Consider the following 16,438-nt stretch of genomic DNA (forward strand, 5'->3'; position numbering starts at 1 on the left):
GGTTCCGATTTCGCGGCTGATTCGCCGCGGAGCAGTTCCACCCAGTGTTGTGTTTCGCCCGGCTTAGACGAGTGCTTTCTAAGCCAATGTGCTCTTGCTCTCCAGCAGAACAGCCTTTCCTTTAGACTTTGAGCTCTTGAGGAAGTAGACCGCTCCGTAAAGGCCCCAGACTGCTGAGATTCCCAGCGCAGTCAGCGGTTCCATCTTGGTGCCCAGGTTGAAGAAGGGGCCGATCACGTAGAAGGCCATGCAGATCAGGTTTGCGATGAGCCCGAACCCAGGGATCAGCGTGTGGCGCACGAAGCTGTGATCGGGGCGCTTGTGGAACGCGACCATGCAGAGGAAGCAGCTGAGTGCGTAGAGGATGAAGGTGCCGAAGTTGGAGGTAAGCGTGATGGTGAGCAGGGAGTTCGGCATGGCCGCCAACTTGTCGTGTGTCGTGTAGCCGAAGCTCGAGAAGATGCCATGCGGCAGTGCTGCAATGGTTGCGTCGGTTGGAGCGCTGGCATCTGCGAATACGAAGGAGACCGCTACGCAGCCGAGCACGGCGGAGATGACCGCGAGGCTCCAGATGGCGCGGCGCGGGGTGAGCGACTCAGCGTGGAGCATGCCGAAGTGCTCAGGTGCTTCGTCGTCCTTGCCCATGGCGTATGTCACGCGGGCGCCGGTATTCATGCAGCTCAGCGTGGTTCCGATGAGCGCGAGGAACACCGTGAAGGCTTCGGCGAGCATGAAGTACTTGCCGTGGCCCTGGCCGAGCAGCGCATCGCCGACGATGATCATCATGTCGCCGACGGGAGCGGCGGAACCGGCGGCACTTGCCATGGTGTAACCGGAGTTGAGGAAGTAGTTTGCCGCAAAATACTCGATCAGATAACAGACCAGGCCCTGGATGAGCAGCGAGGCGATTACAGCGATAGGGATGTGTTTGGTTGGATTCTTTGCTTCGCCACCCATGGCCGTGACAGATTCGAATCCGACCAAGATCAGAATTGCGACGGTGGCCTGGATGAATACCCAGCTGAACTTGTGTACGCCTACGACAGACGCCGCGTTGGGGTGCGTGAGGATGGCGCCGTTGCTGTCAGTGGCGGGGTAGTCGATCGTGAAGGGAACTGCTTTGCCCGACTTGTCTACGAGCGGCTGAGGTATGCCGTTCGCGTCGCGAATGATGGAGCCGTCCTTGGGATTGGTCGCGAACTGGTAGGTGTAGGTGGCGAGGGATTGTCCGTCATAGTTGAAGGCCGGCGAACCTGCGGGGTGGTTGGAGCGGTATCCCAGAGCGAGAACGCTGAAGACCAGCAACGCGGAGATCTGCACGATGTTGATGGCCAAGTTGACGGCAGTGGAGGCGCCGGCGCCCTTCTGGGCGATCCAGGCGACGAAGAAGGAGAACACAATGGCAACAAGGCCCATGAAGACAGGGCCAGGATTGGAACCGCTGATGAAAGTCGGATAGAAGAACCCGACGACATAGCCGACAAAGATGCCGGTGGTTGCGACCATCACCCCCGGGTAGACCCAGTAGTAGAGGTGCGAGCCCCAGCCGACGATGAACTTCGCGACGCGGGCATACTTGAACGCCTTGTCTTTGGAAAGCAATGCCTGCTCTGCGTAGTAGTAGCTGGAGCCGGTACCCGGGTAAAGTTTCGAAATTTCAGCGTAGGATACTGCGGTGGCGAGGCAGAGCAGGAGGGCAGCGAAGATGCCCATCCACATGGCGGGTGCGGTTGAGGGCTGGCCTGCAACACCGGCCGTTGCCTGGATGAAGAAGGTGAGCCATAGGAAGGCGCCCGGAGCAATCAGCGCCATTGCGTTGCTGGTCAACCCGGTGAGTCCGAGTGTGGCCTGCATCTGAGGTGCTTTCTGTTCTGCCATTGTGATTCTCCTGGAATTTGAAATGCTTATGTCTGCACCCGCGGCTTGCATTGCGGGATATACGCGGCTCGCCCCATTCCTGTCCGGGGGGGTCTGTTCTGGTTTAGAGGAATGCTATGAAGCTGCCTATGAAGATGGAATGAAGAAACCAGGGAGGCGATGAAGATGGAATGAAGATCGCCTCGTTGATCGTGACCGCTCGAGGCGAACCTCAGCGCATTCCTGCGACAGCTCAACGGCTGCCGCAGGAAACGCATTGAAGTACCTACCTTGGTAGGGAGGAGGAACTACTTCTCGATGTTGTTGCCGAAGATGAAGCCGATTTCAGCAACGGCGCGGGCCTGGTTTGCGTTGGTTCCGTTCTTGCCGAAGGCATCCCCTGGGACATAGCTGCCCGTATGGGTCCAAGACAGGTCGCCGCGCACATACATGCCGCCCTTCTGGAAGGTCGGCGTAAGCGTTACGCTGGTGGCGTTGCTGCCTGGTCCGTAGAGGAGGTTGATGGCGCCCTCATCAGAGGAGCGGCCTGAGCTGGTGATGTACTCAACACGACCGGGGAGCGAGAGACCGTGCTTGAAGGCGTGGCTGACGAGCAAAGCTCCGCCATTCGTATTGGCACCCGTAAAGACGCCGACAGAAGGATTGGTCGGAACGTTGCTGTACTGATAGTAGGGCTGGATGATCCAGGCGCCCTTGCTGTAGGTGTAGATCAGGTTGTAGATCGAGCTGTTGTTCTGTACCGGAGTGGCGAAGGTCTGGTACGCCGTCTTGCCAGCATTGCCGCCGGCGACGAAGGCGAGGGTGTGCGGTCCCTTGACGTAGGTCAGCGATCCGCTCAGCCACGAGTAGCGATTGGAATAGAAGCCGTCGTTCCAGCTGAATGAAGCAGTGAGGTACTTGCCCAAGGTCTGATTGACTTGGATGCCGCGATTGATGGCGTTCTCCTGGTTCCAAAGCAGTCCGCGCTCAACGTTCATATTTTCGAAGGTGAAGGTGTACTCAGCTCCGATCAGCGTGGGCAGAGAACCGATCAGGAATTGCGTGGTCTTTCCAACAGGCAGCTTGAGGAATGCGACCGGAACCGGGCCGTAAGTGGCGCTCACGGTCTTATCGGCGGGGAGGAAGGGCGCGCCTAGAGAGGGAAGAGTGTAGGCGCCAACTTCGATAAAGTACTGGACCTTGCCGTCGGCCTTTTGGAGGAAAATCTGGCCGTTGCTCAAAGAGGCCTGTCCTGTGTCATCCCCGGGGATGTGATTGTCCTGATATCTGCCGACGCCGGTGACAATACCGTTGGCGGAGATCTTGCCGAACGGGCCGGCGTCGAAGTTCGCGGGGGGAAGCCAGGCGAGAGGGCCGGTGACTGCGGGAGTAGTGAGCGGAGCAGGTGCTGCTGCGGGAGCGGCGGCCTGATCAGCGGGGGCGGTCGTTGCCGGGGCTTGCGCAATGGCTGCAGTAGCGAGAGATAGAACTGCTGCGGCGAGGAGGGATACTTTCATAAGACTCGACCTCTTAGTTATCGACACGTTGCCTCCTGAAGGTGAGTTGCAGTGGTGACATAGATGAAGTGATCGGCAAGAAGTAGCGCCCGTGGTTAAGTCCTCGATGGTTGTCGATTTCCTGCGGCGGAATTGGCACAAATGCAAAAAGGCAATTCCCAGCCCTGAAGTCATGCGCCTCAGCGCTGCTTCTTTGTGATTGGCTCTTTCGCGGCTGCGGCTGACGTAAGTAACGCAAACGATGCATAAAGACCAGATGAGGATTGGAAAAAGATTTCCTAATGCTCGCGGAGCCCTGTGTTTTCAGGCTCTTTGCTGTGTCGGAGCCTTGCGCATGCGCGGGCGGTTTATAAGGACAAAATAAGGAACTGTTAAAATCTAGGTGTCTCCCGCGCACGAAACTCAACAGCAACTGCACGCGGGGTCTTTTCCAGGCTCCGCCGGGGTGCCGATAGCCGGGGAAAGAAGACACTCAGAGCAATCCGCTCAGCTCCACTTCAACTTTTTTGAGATGCTGCAACTCTGGACGTGTATCGGAAAGCCAGGATGAGCCAACGCATCGCAAGCGCCGGAAAGGAAACGAGAGAAATGTCGGGGAACGTCCTCCCACTCGGAACTGCCTTTGCTGAAAGGCGTCTGCGCGCCTCGGCGAGGCAGGCACTTCTGTTTGCGACAGAGTGTGCTCTGGGCGTTGTCTCGGTGGTGCTGGTCGGATTTCTGGCGCACTGGCTGCAGTGGCTCTTGCCTGTTGTTGTTCTTCTCTACTTGCTGATCGTCGTGCCCGTCGCGCTGTGGTGCGGGTTCTGGCAGGCTGCGGTTGTATCGCTATCGGCTGTCGCAGTGCAGAGCTACTTCACTGCGCGCATGGCGAGGACGAATCCGGCGGTAGACCCGGCTAATCCCATCGAACTGTTTGTGTTCATCTTGACCGCACTGGTGATCAGCAGGTTGTCGGCGCGGGTGACGGAACACGCGCGCTCGTCGGACTCATGGGGCGGGCAGATGCAGGATCTCTACGAGTTCACGCGGCGCACTCTCCAGATGAATCTTCACGTCGAGCCGGGGTTGCAACTCGCAGAACTGGTGCATGAAATTTTCGCTCTCGAGGCTGTCGTTATCTTCGATGCCGATCTGCACGAGACCTATCAAGCAGGCTACTGGAACGTCGATCCGCAGGAGCTTGCGCAGAGCGTCTATTACTTCGAAAGCTCCGATGATGATGCGGAGACGGGAATTGCCCGGCGCGTGCTGCGCCTTGGGAATGTTCCCATTGGATCGATTGTCTTGCGCGGAGAAACGAGCCCGCTGACAAACAACGCGATCGCATCACTGATCGCGGTGACGTTCGATCGCTATAGGGCCTTCGCGAACGAAAGCCGCATCGAGACGGAGCGGCAAACCGAGCAACTCCGATCTACGGTACTGGACGCGTTGGCACACGAGTACAAGACGCCGTTGACGGCGATACGGGCGGCATCTACGGGGCTTTCGGAGATGGGCAAGCTCTCGGCGGGGCAAGCGGATCTCGTTTCACTGATCAGCGAGCAGACCGACCTGCTGAGCGATCTCACAACGAAACTGCTGACGACTGCGCGGCTCGATGCCGATGAGGTGACGGTACATGCCGTGCCGATCGGAGTGGCTTCGCTGATCGATGAAGTCGTAGCCGGTATGAGCGAGCGCCTGGCGACGATGAAATTGACCATCGATGTGCCCGATGAAGGGCTAGTTCTGTGCTGCGATCGCCGACTGATGACGATGCTGCTGACGCAGTACATCGATAATGCGTGCAAGTACGCGATCTTCGGCACAACGATCACGATTCGCGCGGTGCAATCGAAGAACGAAGTGATCTTCTCGGTCCACAGCTTTGGGCCGGAGATCCCAATGGCCGATCGCGAGCGGATCTTCGACCGCTACTATCGATCAGCGAACACGTCAAATCGTGCTGCGGGCACGGGGATCGGACTTTCTGTTGCCAAGCGCGCGGCCACGATTCACAACGGATACGTCTGGGTGACAAGCGACCAGGACGAAGGAAACACATTTTTTGCGGCCATCCCGGCCCAGACACGAAAGAGGGAGTCGTAAATGAGTCAGTCCGCCATTCGCATTCTTGCAGTTGACGATGAGCCAGCGATCCGCCGCGCTCTGCGTGCCCCGCTTTTGGAATTGGGTTTTCAGTTCACGGAGGCTTCGCGCGGAGAAGAGGCGCTGCAGCTCCTGCACTCAGGGGCGTATGACGTGGTTCTGCTCGACATCAATATGCCCGGTATCGGCGGCATCGAGACGCTGCGGCGTATCCGCGCGTTTGCTCCGCGTCTTCCGGTGCTGATGCTCACCGTGCGCGACGGGGAGGAGGAGAAGGTCGAGGCTCTCGAGCTTGGTGCAGATGATTATGTGACCAAGCCTTTCAGCACGCGCGAGCTGATTGCTCGCATTCGGACGGCAGTGCGGCGTGTGCATGCGCCGGCGCGGGCCGAGGATGCTCCGATTGAGATTGGCGAGATCAAGCTGATTCCTTCGAAGCGAAGCGTGACCAAGCGTGGCCAGGCAGTTCATCTGACGCGGAAGGAATTCGACATCCTCTACTGCCTGATGAGCCGAGCGGGCAGGGTGATCTCGTATGCCAAGCTGCTGACGGCGGTGTGGGGAGCGGACTGCCGCGAAGAGGTCGAATATCTTCGGACGTTCGTCCGTCAGCTGCGGAAGAAAATCGAAGACGATCCCTCGAAGCCTGTGTACCTGTTGACGGATGTCTATGTGGGGTACCGCTTTGCCGACGCGCAGATGCTGCAGGAAAGCGGAGAAGCGGCTGCTGAGGTAAGTGAGGGCAGCGAAACGGCCGAAAACGTGGGGTAGGCTGGGCCTCTGTTTACGGCGACAGGCTGCGGGCGAGGCCGTATGATCCCTCGCCCCGGTTCGTCTCGCCGCAGCTCTTTTGGTATGTCATCTCCGCGGGTTTCGGTATTCGGGAAGTTCGCCTTTCGCCGGGCCAGCCGGGGGCTACTTGGGTGATTCCAGTCACTTTGCATGTTGTGCGGAGCCAATAGGATTGGCTTAGGCGCATTTGTGCGTGTGCGGGAGGAATTGGAATGAATCTGGGGTTCATCGAGAGCAAGACGTTCGAAGAGATCGCGATTGGCGATGCGGCGTCGACTGAGCATGTGTTGACGACTGATGATGCGATGGCTTTTGCTTCCATCTCCGGGTTCCATGCAGTGCTTAATTCAGACGAACAGACCCAGCGCGGGGGCGGGTTGCCTCCAACGGGTCCGAATATGTGGTGCGCGTCGCTGATCTCAGGCTTGTTCAGCATGAATACGCCGGGACCGGGCTGCACGCTGACCAATGTGTCGCTGTCGTTCAAGAACCGGATTCGCGTGGGCGATCGCATTCTGGTGAATGTGAAGGTGGTGGCGAAGGACGAGGCGACCAAAAAGATCATCTTCGATTGCGACGCGAAGAACGGCGCAGGAACGCCGATCTTTACCGGGACTGCCGATCTGCTGGCTCCTACCGAGAAGACGCGTTGGACAACGTTGCCTGTCCCCGAACTCATTGTGAACAACCAATACCGGCACTATCTCGGGTTGATCGAGCGGGCGAATCAGAAGCCGCCGGTAAGAACGGCGATTGTGTGGCCGTGCGATGAGGTTTCGCTGGGCGGCGCCTACCAGGCGTTCAAAGACAACCTCATTGCGCCGGTGCTTGTGGGACCCGAAAAGACGATTCGGCCCCTTGCGCAAAAGATGGAAATAGATCTGGGCAGCATCTGCGTTGAGAACATTGAGTCGAGCCGTATGGCTGCCTTACGTGGAGTGGAGCTTGCACGCAAGAACGAAGTGCAGATGCTGATGAAAGGCTCGCTGCACACCGACGAACTGATGGGCGCTGTGGTTTCACGCGATGGCGGAATGCGTATTGGCCGGCGCATCAGCCACGTGTTCGCGCTCGACGTGCCGTCGTATCACAAGACGCTGTTTGTCACGGACGCGGCCGTGAACATCCAACCGGACTTCGAGACGAAGATCGACATTCTGCAGAATGCGATCGATATGCTGCACGTCATCGACATTCCCGATCCGAAGGTTGCAATCCTTTCGGCCGTGGAGTCGGTGAACCCGGCGATTCCCTCAACGCTAGACGCCGCGGCGCTGTGCAAAATGGTGGACCGCGGGCAGATTACAGGAGCAACGGTGGATGGCCCGCTGGCGTTCGATAATGCGATTTCGAGCGATGCGGCTCGCATCAAGAAGATCAAGTCGGAAGTGGCTGGTGACGCGGATCTGCTCATGGTTCCGAATCTGGAGGCGGGGAACATCCTCTTCAAGGAACTGCAGTACCTGGCAGGCGCACTGGCAGCGGGCGTCGTCGTGGGCGCGAAGGTGCCTGTGGTGCTGACCAGCCGGGCAGATGGAGAACTCGCACGCATGGCGAGCTGCGCGCTGGGCGTGTTGTTGGCCAAGGCCGCGCCCGATCGAGCCTGATTCGAGCACGGGCATAACATTCGTCGCCAGCGGCGTGTTAGAACGGATTGGTGCCGAACCAATCGGATTTCACCCGCCGCTCTTTTTTAGGTAAAGCCGTTGCCGCAGGTGCTGCGAGCGCTGCCGGCGCGCTCCATGCTCAGCCGGCAAACTCTGCTGTCGGCGCTGCACGCGCGAGCGCTCTGATCGATATCCTTCGCATTCCTGATTACGCAACCGCGTATGACGGACCGACCGCGCCCATCAAGCTCTCGAAAGCTTTGGGCCATGGATGGCAAGCAGCAGGCATCGAAGTCGGCCTTGAGATCACGCGCGGGCAGATGGCGGTACTTGTCTCCAGTCCTGGCCATCAGCTGACCCACGTCCACCTTCGCTGGAAAGCAGATGTCCCTCAAGGAATCCGCTGTCTCGGAGACGCCTGGGAGCGGAGCTACGGAGATCTGGAATGGCGTGGCATTGTGCCGGAGCGCGTGATGCCCTGGTACTTCCTGACGTGGGATGGCTTGGCGTGCCATGGATACGGCCTAAGGACGGGAGCTGCGGCGCTTTGCTTCTGGCAGGTGGATGGGGAAGGCGTTTCGCTGTGGCTAAATGTGGCGAACGGCGGCGAGGGAGTGCAGTTGGGCAATCGGTTGTTACACGCAGCCGATATCGTGACGCGCGCCGGGCTGAGCGGTGAGAGTTCGCTCGATTCGGCCCGTGCTTTCTGCCGAATGATGTGCGACAAGCCGCGACTACCCTCGACGCCCATCTTCGGATCGAATGACTGGTACTACGCCTACGGAAAGAACTCCGCGACGGAGTCTTTGCGCGATGCGGAGCTGATGGCGGAGCTTTCGTCGGGACTGAGCGTACGCCCCTTCACAGTTATCGACGACGGCTGGCGAAATGCGTCGCGTTTCCCGGATATGCGAGCAGTGGCGGCCGGCATTCGGGAGCGAAAGGTTCGGCCGGGCATCTGGATTCGGCCGCTGATCGCGCCTGCGGAAACGCGGGCTGATCTGCTGTTGCCCGATCTGCGGTTTGAGTCGCGTAAGGAACGAGCTTCGGAACTGGCCTACGATCCCACGGTGCCGGAGGCGTTAGATCTGATTACGGCGAAGGCGAAGGAAGTTGTCGGTTTCGGCTTTGAACTGGTTAAGCATGACTACTCGACCTACGACCTGCTGGGAAGGTGGGGATCGGAGATGGGGGCGAGCCCGACGACTCCGGGGTGGCATCTGCACGATCGGACCCGAACGAATGCTGAGGTGATTCGCGATCTGTACCTGGCGCTGCGGAATGCGGTCGGCGAAAAGGTGCTGCTGCTGGGGTGCAACACCGTGGGACACCTGGGGGCCGGGATCTTCGAGTCGCAGCGCACGGGGGACGACACGAGCGGGCAGCACTGGGAGCGAACGCGGAAGATGGGAGTGAATACGCTTGCGCTCCGACTGCCGCAAGACCGCACGTTCTTTGCTCTCGATCCGGATTGCGTTGGGATTACGCCTGCGATCCCGTGGGAGCAGAACCGCCAATGGCTTGATGTGATTGAGCGCAGCGGTGCGGCGCTGTTCGTTTCGCCCGATCCGGCGGCGACGGGTCCTGAGCAGAAGAAGGCGATCGCAGAGGCTTTCCGAATCGCGGCTGGAGGGGCAGCCGGGCTGCATCCTGCTGACTGGTTTGACAGTGCCTGTCCCGAGCACTGGGCGAGTTCTGAGGGCGAGGTGCACTACCGGTGGAGCGGGGATCAAGGTGCGGATCCGTTTAGCAGCTAGTTTTATGCAGCCAACCAAACAGTGTGTACTACTACTGTTCTAATACAATGTAAGGCCAAGGAGGCAGCGATGAAGATCCTTCGTTCGGTCAGCCGCAGGGGATTCAGCGTAGGAACTGCAGGATGGTTCACGGTACTGCGGCCCAACACCTGGTTCCCTGCATCGCGGCTTCCGAAGAACTTTGCTGGTTCGGGAATGCGTCCGGAGCAGACGAAGTCCGGTGGTCGGCCGGCACCGTGGATGCCGACGAAGCAGCGTCCCGAGAGCCGCAACGGGATGCGGACGGTGTCGGCTGTATTCGGTGCAGTGGCGATCACATCGGTGATGCTGTGGTGGATCATGCATCCGTGAATTCGCTCGTCTTGAACTTATTCGAACTGCCGGCGATGGAGGCGAGACCCGCTCACCAATCCACTTAAGTAAGAGGTATGCAGGTTACCGAATGGCGATTGTCTGATTGTTGAGGCCCAGCTATAAGTCAGATAGCGATTTGTACTGCTGACAACCTCCATGACGAATCCCCCGAAGTTCTCTCATCGCCTCAATTCTGACGGTACGGTCGATTCCATCTGCCACCAGTGTTTCGCCACGGTTGCGAAAGAAATGCGCGAATCGGATCTCTGCAGCAAAGAGCGCCTTCACGCCTGCAATCCGGCAACGGTGGAGTGGTACCGCGGCATGGCCCAGAAACTCAGATTCGTTTAGACAGCTACATACTCTTCCGCCTGCCGGTACTTTGCCGAAAGTGAGCAGACGTGAACCCCTTCTGCAGGTTCTGAAGCATGGGGTTTCCGGCCCATTTTTGATGCCGAACTGCCGCCATAGAAACTTCAGGGGCAGTGAGGCAGTACCGCATGCGACTAATTTCGAAGCAGCCGGCTTCAGACGAAGCGCTCACCTCGGCTCTCTCAGTTGAGAAGGCTCGCAGCGCAAAATCTGTACTTGAATCAACCTGCGTTGCGGGTGTATACGGGTACTCCTAAATCAACTCTCGCAGTCTATTGCTCGATCGCCTACGGGTAACTTTCCGATTTGAGAGTTTCGCCGTTGTTGGTCCTGTGCTCTCATCTGGGGGCTACTTGGACTGCCCTGGTTCAGTCGATCACATCTCGGAATTATGAATACGAATGCTGGCAAGGAGGCAGGAGATGTCAACGCGACAAGTTTTTGACAAATGTGTACTTAGCAGGTTGATCGCACACAGCGCGGTGGAACTCATTGCGCTGCTTCTAGTTCTGATCGGAACAATCTCAAGGAGCGATGCGCAGGAGCTTACGCCGGAGCAACGGCGCGCTATGGCACACAAGATCGTTGCGGAATCCGCAGTGGTCAAACCGCATGAGCTGGTCGTGATCCAGGGTAACTCCGTCTTCGCGCCTCTCATGGAAGACATTGCGGTAGAAGCATCGAAAGCAGGCGGCTTTGCGGTGCTGATGCCAAACAGCGACTCACTTATCCGGTCGGTCCTGACGGAGGTTCCGGATGAGTATCTGGGCCAGCCGGACCCGACCATCAGCTGGATCAAGAATGTAGACGTGTATATCAATTTGCCTGGCATCTACGATGAGCCGAAGGTGATGGCCGACGTTCCGACCGCGAAGCAAGCAAAGCTCGCGTCAGCGAATCAGAACGAATACATGTCGGCTTTTCACAGTTCGAAGGCACGGTCGTTGTATATTGATGCGCCGGTTCCCAGCGCCGCTAGTTTGTACGGTTTCGATGTGCCGGCGTTCAGCGCGATGCAATGGCAGGCGATCAGCACCGGGGAATCCAACATTCAGCAGTCGGCCAAGAACATCGCAGATGCGCTAAGGTCAGCCAAATCCGTGCACGTGACGACCGCCGATGGAACCGACTTTATTCAAGCCGGGATCCACAAAGCCCTTTGTGACCGGAGGAGTTACTCATGGAGAGGCGGCGAAGTGGGAAGATCGCAGTGCAACGCTCCCGGCCGGCAATTTTGCAAGTGGTGTTGCACCCGGTACTTTTCAAGGTACGATCAACACACCTGAGGACTATTGTCCCGGACTCGTGAGGTTGAAGGCGGTGACCTATCAGTTCACAGCAGGGAAGATGACAGGCTTCAAGGCACGGGAGAACGAGAAATGCCTGCAGGACTTCTTTGCTGCATATTCGGGATCAAAAGACGTGGTGGCGTCCGTCCAGATCGGATTGAATCCTGCGCTGAAGACTCAGAGCAAGATTGCGCCGCCGAACACCGCGGGAATGTTCTGGGTTTCGTTGGGGCGGGACGACAGGTTTGGTGTAACCGGCACCACGATGAACTGGTCGATCCCTGTTTCAAATGCCACCGTCACTGTCGACGGGAAGAACATCGTAGAGAATGGCCGCTTGGTGCAATAGCTGACGTAGGAGCGGGGCCGGGAAGGCAAACAGCCGTGGTCGGTTTGCTTTCCCCCGGCCTAACAGTGATGTAAGTGATCGCGGGATACTACTTCTTCCCTCAATTAGAAGCCGAATGCTTTGCCGCTTCGAGAAATTAGACTGGTTCTACTGCTGATCGAAACCCTTCTCAGAGGTAGCCGCAATGCGTGCGGGAATAATCACTGTTGTTTTGGCACTAGCCATCTCCTCGTCACTGCGGTCTCAGTCTGTGCCTGCTGCGATCTACACAGACCCACCTGCGGATGCGGCGCATCCGGCGCGGATGGAGGTGCTGCACATACCGAGTCATGGCGTGCGTATCAATGGTGTACTGTACGCGCCTTCCGGTGCGCGACCTCATCCGACCATCGTGATTTGCCATGGGCTCCCGGGGAACGAAAAGAATCTCGACCTGGCGCAGGCTGTGCGGCGCGCTGGGTGGAATGCGGTGACATTCAACTATCGCGGATCGTGGGGAAGCCCCGGAGCCTTCCGGTTTGCGCAGAATCTGGAGGATGCTGATTCGGTTCTAGCCTTTTTGCGTGATCCGGCGAATGCGGCAAAGCTGGGCATCGATACGAAGAAGATCGTGCTCGCGGGCCACAGCATGGGCGGATGGGTTACGGTGCTGACCGCGGCACACGACCACGCTCTCTCTGGAGCGATTCTGATCAGCGCGGCGGATATGGGCGGGGCCGGTGAGATGCCGCATGACAAGCTGGTTGCGGAAATGGCCAGCGATATGGAGTCGCTTGCCGGCGTGACGGCCACGTCCATGACCGATGAACTCGTGCGTAATGGGAAGAAGTGGGAGTTCACGAATGCAGTGGATGGGCTGAAGAAACTGCCGCTGCTCGTGCTCTCGGCAAACGATGGTCTTGCGCCGCAGACGGATGCACTGGTTGCTGCGATTCGGGCTGCGGGCGGGCACAATGTCGAAGCTGTGCATCAGGCGACGGATCATTCGTGGTCTGACCACCGCATCTATTTGGAGGCTGCGGTAATCGATTGGCTGGGAAAGCTGAAGTAGTACGGATGGACGACAAGAACCTCGGTCCTGCTTCTAGGCTGTTCCAGGCGGAAGCACCCAGTACGGATCGCCAGCGGAGATGAACTCAATGGGAACCTCAGGAACGAGCGTTCTCAACCAGGCGGGCGCGTCCTGCTCGCCCCACTCCTCAAATCGTTCGTGGCTTATTGCGATGAGCCCTTTCGGGTGTGGCAGACCCAGACTGATACCGTCGCGGAGGTAAGGGAAGGCATCGCAATCCTGAGGTTCACTCATAAGGACGACGTCGCAAGTTTGCAGCGGCTTGAGGATTTCAACCAGCTTGTGCGCTCCCAGACCAACTCGCTTTACCGGCAGTTTAGGGTCTCCAATTACTCGCACTGCAGGTGAGCGAAGCGACTGCGCGATGTGACGCGCTACATCTTTGAGTGGAGTTTCCGGAATTGCATAAGCGATGGGGATCATCTGCCCCTGCACTGGAACGGTGTAGTTCTGCCACCCGAGCCGCGCGGTCAGGCCTGTCATGATCGGTTCAGGCCGAAGCATGTGCTGGTGATCGTGGAATCGCCAGACGACCAGCCGGTTCTGCTCGCAGAACCGGCGCTTGGCTACGAAAATTGGATCAGTTTCGAGCGAACCGGCAACCTCGAACGGCTTGTCATGCTTCATCGTTCCAACGTCGTCGAGGTGATCCCAGAACATCCGCTCGTGCGAGATGATGAGGTTCCGCTTTGCCGCGGCAGCTTTCTTCAGGACGTCGAATGTGGCCTGAAAGGTGAACACGATACCGCTGACCGGCGTGGCTGGATCTCCATACTTGAAACCGTCTGTCGGCTTCCAGGGGAAGTTCACGATCAGGTTATCCGCAGTCATCTTGTTCAGGATGCGTCGCACGACTTCTTCTGCGGTGACTTGGGCCGATGCCGATGCGAATACGCGAGGAAGCGCTCCGCTCAGGAATGTAGAGGCGCCGAGCCCCTTGCCAAACGTCCGGCGGGAGATCGTCATTTCGAACCCTCCGTTGAGGGAATCCAGCACAGTTCCGCGGGACGTGGCTGCACATCGATTGGCATGCCGGGCAACACGCCCCGGAGCCATTCCGCGACTTCTTCAACGCCGGGATAATCCGATACCTCATAGCCGATCTGCACGAGACTGATGCGGCGACCGGCGGTGATCGCATCGCGGATGTAGGTAGTGCAATGGTCGACCTCCGGTGTTCCTCCGGTAATGATGCAATCGACCGCAGGATCCTGGAGCGCGCGGCTCAAGACGAGCGTGGGATACGCGAAGCCATGAATCACCGCAACGCGAGACACAGGCTGGTTCGGATCACCGACAATTCGCAGGGCCTTTGCCTGCAGTCGCGCGGAAACCGACCGTGCGAGCTCGGAGAGAGTCGTGGCGGCAACGTTGCAATATGCCGAGGTCCACTGATCGCCGGCCTGCTGTGGTTCCGGCTGCCAACCGAGTTGTCGCGCCAGCGCGCTCGAAAACCACTTCGGTCTGGCGGTGTCCCAAAGGGATGCGAGGCGGATGATGAGCAGGTGATGATCTTCTATAAGCTGACGCTTGGCTTTCACTACAGGATCATCCGCCAGTGCATCCGCTAAGCCCACAGCCAAATATTCGCCGAAGAGGTAGAAGGGGTGATCGTTGCAGAGGATGCAGTTCTTTCCGGTGGCGATGGCATGGTGAATGGCGTATACCGAAGGCTCGCCGGTGACAAGAATGCCTGAGACGGTGTCGTCATCTCTGCCAGTGATGATGCCTTCGTACATGGCATCTCGATGCCGCTCGCCAAGGACAGCGTGGATCCTGTTCATCAGTTCCCAGCAGGTCATCGCGGGCAGCATCAGCTGATCTCCACTTGGTCTTAATTCGCCTCTACTCGTCGTAGTGCAGAAGGCTGAAGACGTCGTACTCATTGAAGCGTTCGCGGCCTTTGAGGAAGTCGAGCTCCACGGCGAAGGCGAGACCGGCGATCTCACCGCCGAGCTGCTTGACGAGCTTTACGGTCGCTTCCATGGTGCCGCCGGTGGCGAGCAGGTCATCGACGAGTACGACGCGCTGGCCAGGCTCGATCGCGTCCATGTGGATTTCGAGCGTGTCGGAGCCGTATTCGAGGTCGTAGGTCACGCGCGCAACCGGCGCGGGCAGCTTGCGAGGCTTGCGGACGGGTACGAATCCGGCGTTGAGGCGGTAGGCGAGCGCCGGGCCGAAGATGAATCCGCGGGCCTCGATGCCAAGTACGAGATCGATCTTCTTCTCGATGTAGTACGCGGCCAGTGCGTCGATCATTTTGGCAAAGCCGGTCTTGTCCTTGAGCAGAGTGGTGATGTCGTAGAAAAGGATACCGGGCTTAGGGAAATCGGGTACGGTGCGGACGAGGGCCTTCAACTCTTCGACATTGATCTGCTTTGCTTTAGGCATGAGTTGATTATAGTTGTCAGTGACCAGTGGTCAGTGATCAGAACTACCAGGCGCCTTCGATCTGGAATGAGCCTAGGTTCTTGCCTTCTTTTTCGTCGAGGTGGTGCTCGATGAGGCGGTCGACCCGGCTGCCGCGGGGGCCGCGACGAAGGCTCTGGCGAAGCTCGTCGAGATCATCCGCACTGCCGGCGGCGACTACTTCAACATCACCATCTTCGGTGTTGCGAACCCAGCCGCGCAGTTCTAGCTCGCTGGCTTCACGATGAACAAACCAGCGGAAGCCGACACCCTGTACGCGTCCTTGAACGAGGAAATGGAGCACCATAGAGACGACCTCAGTCTCTCAAGGGGCGGGTTGGGCATGCAACTGCCCCCGCGCTACACTGTAGCTACCAATGGTCTTTGTTCTCGATAACTACGACTCTTTCACGTACAACCTTGTTCAATACATCGGGGAATTGGGCGCGGAGGTCGAGGTGCGCCGCAATGACGAGGTGACCGTGGACGAGGTGGAAGCGATGAAGCCGGAGCGCATTCTGCTGTCACCAGGGCCGTGCACGCCGGGCGAGGCGGGCATCCTTGTGCCGCTGATTAAGAGAATGGCGGGGAAGGCTCCGATCCTCGGGGTCTGCCTTGGTCACCAAGCCATTGGGGAGGCGTTTGGGGGCGATGTGGTGCGCGCCCACAGCCTGATGCACGGCAAGACAAGTAAAGTGGACCACGATGGCAAGGGCGTGTTCGCTGGACTCCCCACGCCTCTGACCTGCACGCGCTATCATTCGCTGATTGTGGCGGAAGATTCGCTGCCGAAGGATCTGGAGATTACGGCGCGAACTCCGGAGGCGAACGGGGCGGGGAAGAAGGGCGCGACCGTGATCATGGGTGTACGGCATCGCAAGTTGCCGGTTGAAGGCGTGCAGTTCCATCCCGAGTCGGTGCTGACCGAAGGCGGGCACCAAATGATTCGCAACTTCCTGGAAATGTAGGCTC

Annotated in this window: 15 protein-coding genes; 9 read left to right on the forward strand and 6 right to left on the reverse strand. The window is 58.6% G+C overall.

Going from position 1 to position 16,438, the window contains the following annotated elements; genetic code table 11:
* Positions 1-78: 78 nt before the first annotated feature.
* Together DHV10_RS20905 and DHV10_RS20910 are read right to left on the reverse strand one after the other, a co-directional pair.
* Positions 79-1,878 (reverse strand): APC family permease, encoded by a 1,800-nt coding sequence (locus DHV10_RS20905; RefSeq protein ID WP_162601724.1) that lies wholly within the window; start codon positions 1,876-1,878, stop codon positions 79-81.
* 287 nt (positions 1,879-2,165) lie between these two features.
* A complete protein-coding gene (locus DHV10_RS20910; protein WP_109488365.1) occupies positions 2,166-3,374 on the reverse strand; it encodes an outer membrane beta-barrel protein in 1,209 nt (402 codons plus the stop codon).
* 546 nt (positions 3,375-3,920) lie between these two features.
* Here DHV10_RS20910 and DHV10_RS20915 point away from each other — a divergent pair.
* The 8 genes from DHV10_RS20915 (at position 3,921) to DHV10_RS20955 (ending at position 13,036) form a co-directional block, all read left to right on the forward strand.
* A complete protein-coding gene (locus tag DHV10_RS20915) occupies positions 3,921-5,465 on the forward strand; it encodes a sensor histidine kinase (protein ID WP_109488366.1) in 1,545 nt (514 codons plus the stop codon).
* Positions 5,466-6,236, forward strand: a complete 771-nt coding sequence (locus DHV10_RS20920) for a response regulator transcription factor (RefSeq protein WP_109488367.1) — start codon at positions 5,466-5,468, stop codon at positions 6,234-6,236.
* A gap of 233 nt (positions 6,237-6,469) precedes the next feature.
* A complete protein-coding gene (locus DHV10_RS20925) occupies positions 6,470-7,864 on the forward strand; it encodes a bifunctional enoyl-CoA hydratase/phosphate acetyltransferase (protein WP_109488368.1) in 1,395 nt (464 codons plus the stop codon).
* Positions 7,865-7,914: 50 nt separating this feature from the next.
* The gene (locus DHV10_RS20930; protein ID WP_162601725.1) at positions 7,915-9,621 is read left to right on the forward strand and encodes an alpha-amylase family protein; all 1,707 of its coding nucleotides are present in this window, start codon (positions 7,915-7,917) and stop codon (positions 9,619-9,621) included.
* A 69-nt stretch (positions 9,622-9,690) separates the two neighbouring features.
* Positions 9,691-9,972, forward strand: a complete 282-nt coding sequence (locus tag DHV10_RS20935; RefSeq protein WP_109488370.1) for a hypothetical protein — start codon at positions 9,691-9,693, stop codon at positions 9,970-9,972.
* 797 nt (positions 9,973-10,769) lie between these two features.
* A complete protein-coding gene (locus tag DHV10_RS20945; protein ID WP_162601726.1) occupies positions 10,770-11,633 on the forward strand; it encodes a M29 family metallopeptidase in 864 nt (287 codons plus the stop codon).
* Positions 11,634-11,694: 61 nt separating this feature from the next.
* The gene (locus DHV10_RS20950) at positions 11,695-11,985 is read left to right on the forward strand and encodes a hypothetical protein (RefSeq protein WP_162601727.1); all 291 of its coding nucleotides are present in this window, start codon (positions 11,695-11,697) and stop codon (positions 11,983-11,985) included.
* Positions 11,986-12,169: 184 nt separating this feature from the next.
* Entirely contained in the window at positions 12,170-13,036 is an 867-nt protein-coding gene (locus tag DHV10_RS20955) for an alpha/beta hydrolase family protein (protein WP_109488374.1), read from the forward strand.
* Between the two features lie 33 nt (positions 13,037-13,069).
* Here DHV10_RS20955 and DHV10_RS20960 read toward each other — a convergent pair whose 3' ends face one another.
* Genes DHV10_RS20960 through DHV10_RS20975 form a run of 4 tightly spaced genes read right to left on the reverse strand, consistent with a single transcriptional unit; the run spans position 13,070 to position 15,773 of the window.
* Positions 13,070-14,023: a Nif3-like dinuclear metal center hexameric protein gene (locus DHV10_RS20960; protein WP_162601728.1), complete on the reverse strand. Its 954-nt coding sequence runs from the start codon at positions 14,021-14,023 to the stop codon at positions 13,070-13,072.
* The gene (locus DHV10_RS20965; protein WP_162601729.1) at positions 14,020-14,871 is read right to left on the reverse strand and encodes a Nif3-like dinuclear metal center hexameric protein; all 852 of its coding nucleotides are present in this window, start codon (positions 14,869-14,871) and stop codon (positions 14,020-14,022) included. Before DHV10_RS20965 ends, DHV10_RS20960 begins: the two co-directional genes overlap by 4 nt.
* Positions 14,872-14,902: 31 nt before the next feature.
* The gene (locus tag DHV10_RS20970) at positions 14,903-15,448 is read right to left on the reverse strand and encodes an adenine phosphoribosyltransferase (protein WP_109488377.1); all 546 of its coding nucleotides are present in this window, start codon (positions 15,446-15,448) and stop codon (positions 14,903-14,905) included.
* A 43-nt stretch (positions 15,449-15,491) separates the two neighbouring features.
* The gene (locus DHV10_RS20975) at positions 15,492-15,773 is read right to left on the reverse strand and encodes an acylphosphatase (protein WP_109488378.1); all 282 of its coding nucleotides are present in this window, start codon (positions 15,771-15,773) and stop codon (positions 15,492-15,494) included.
* A gap of 70 nt (positions 15,774-15,843) precedes the next feature.
* Here DHV10_RS20975 and DHV10_RS20980 point away from each other — a divergent pair, with 70 nt between their 5' ends.
* Complete coding sequence (locus tag DHV10_RS20980; protein WP_109488379.1) at positions 15,844-16,434, forward strand: anthranilate synthase component II; 591 nt, start codon at positions 15,844-15,846, stop codon at positions 16,432-16,434.
* The last annotated feature ends 4 nt before the right edge of the window (positions 16,435-16,438 follow it).

It is taken from the genome of Occallatibacter savannae (assembly GCF_003131205.1).
Classification (GTDB): domain Bacteria; phylum Acidobacteriota; class Terriglobia; order Terriglobales; family Acidobacteriaceae; genus Telmatobacter; species Telmatobacter savannae.

Bases quoted from the DNA above. Each gene is read 5' to 3' on its own strand.
- DHV10_RS20980 (WP_109488379.1), top strand. From the start codon at position 15,844: ATGGTCTTTGTTCTCGATAACTACGACTCTTTCACGTACAACCTTGTT.
- DHV10_RS20925 (WP_109488368.1), top strand. From the start codon at position 6,470: ATGAATCTGGGGTTCATCGAGAGCAAGACGTTCGAAGAGATCGCGATT.
- DHV10_RS20945 (WP_162601726.1), top strand. From the start codon at position 10,770: ATGTCAACGCGACAAGTTTTTGACAAATGTGTACTTAGCAGGTTGATC.
- DHV10_RS20905 (WP_162601724.1), bottom strand. From the start codon at position 1,878: ATGGCAGAACAGAAAGCACCTCAGATGCAGGCCACACTCGGACTCACC.
- DHV10_RS20950 (WP_162601727.1), top strand. From the start codon at position 11,695: ATGACAGGCTTCAAGGCACGGGAGAACGAGAAATGCCTGCAGGACTTC.
- DHV10_RS20920 (WP_109488367.1), top strand. From the start codon at position 5,466: ATGAGTCAGTCCGCCATTCGCATTCTTGCAGTTGACGATGAGCCAGCG.
- DHV10_RS20965 (WP_162601729.1), bottom strand. From the start codon at position 14,871: ATGCTGCCCGCGATGACCTGCTGGGAACTGATGAACAGGATCCACGCT.
- DHV10_RS20935 (WP_109488370.1), top strand. From the start codon at position 9,691: ATGAAGATCCTTCGTTCGGTCAGCCGCAGGGGATTCAGCGTAGGAACT.
- DHV10_RS20910 (WP_109488365.1), bottom strand. From the start codon at position 3,374: ATGAAAGTATCCCTCCTCGCCGCAGCAGTTCTATCTCTCGCTACTGCA.
- DHV10_RS20960 (WP_162601728.1), bottom strand. From the start codon at position 14,023: ATGACGATCTCCCGCCGGACGTTTGGCAAGGGGCTCGGCGCCTCTACA.
- DHV10_RS20915 (WP_109488366.1), top strand. From the start codon at position 3,921: ATGAGCCAACGCATCGCAAGCGCCGGAAAGGAAACGAGAGAAATGTCG.
- DHV10_RS20955 (WP_109488374.1), top strand. From the start codon at position 12,170: ATGCGTGCGGGAATAATCACTGTTGTTTTGGCACTAGCCATCTCCTCG.
- DHV10_RS20970 (WP_109488377.1), bottom strand. From the start codon at position 15,448: ATGCCTAAAGCAAAGCAGATCAATGTCGAAGAGTTGAAGGCCCTCGTC.
- DHV10_RS20975 (WP_109488378.1), bottom strand. From the start codon at position 15,773: ATGGTGCTCCATTTCCTCGTTCAAGGACGCGTACAGGGTGTCGGCTTC.